Below are 278 nucleotides of genomic sequence, written 5' to 3'. Positions count from 1 at the left end.
TCCAGCGAAGTAGTCGAGCCGTAGAGAGGCACATCAATAAACAATTGCTCACGACTAAGCAAACCCTGTAAGGAGCGAGCCGAATTAATCACTCCACCGTGGCAAAAGACCAGCACACGGCGGTATCCACTGCACCTCAGCCCAGAAATAAAGTCTGCCACCCGTGCCAAAAGCTCATCTACACTCTCGCCATTAGGAGGGAGCAAGTGCCCTGCCTCGTCGAGAAGAGCTGGAGACTTTCTCGCCAACTCATCGATCTCCTCCCATCGCAGATGCTC

General features: G+C 53.6%; 1 protein-coding gene. It reads right to left on the bottom strand.

Translation table 11 applies throughout. The features are described from left to right. A partial coding sequence (locus QVO39_RS08230) for a histidine phosphatase family protein (RefSeq protein ID WP_288171947.1) occupies positions 1 to 278 on the bottom strand: 278 nt, incomplete at both ends.

This window comes from Porphyromonas sp. CAG:1061 (assembly GCF_000435035.1).
Lineage (GTDB): Bacteria > Bacteroidota > Bacteroidia > Bacteroidales > Porphyromonadaceae > Porphyromonas_A > Porphyromonas_A somerae.
The sequence above is the reverse complement of the archived record's forward strand: the minus strand, read 5'-3'. Positions and strand labels throughout refer to the sequence as shown.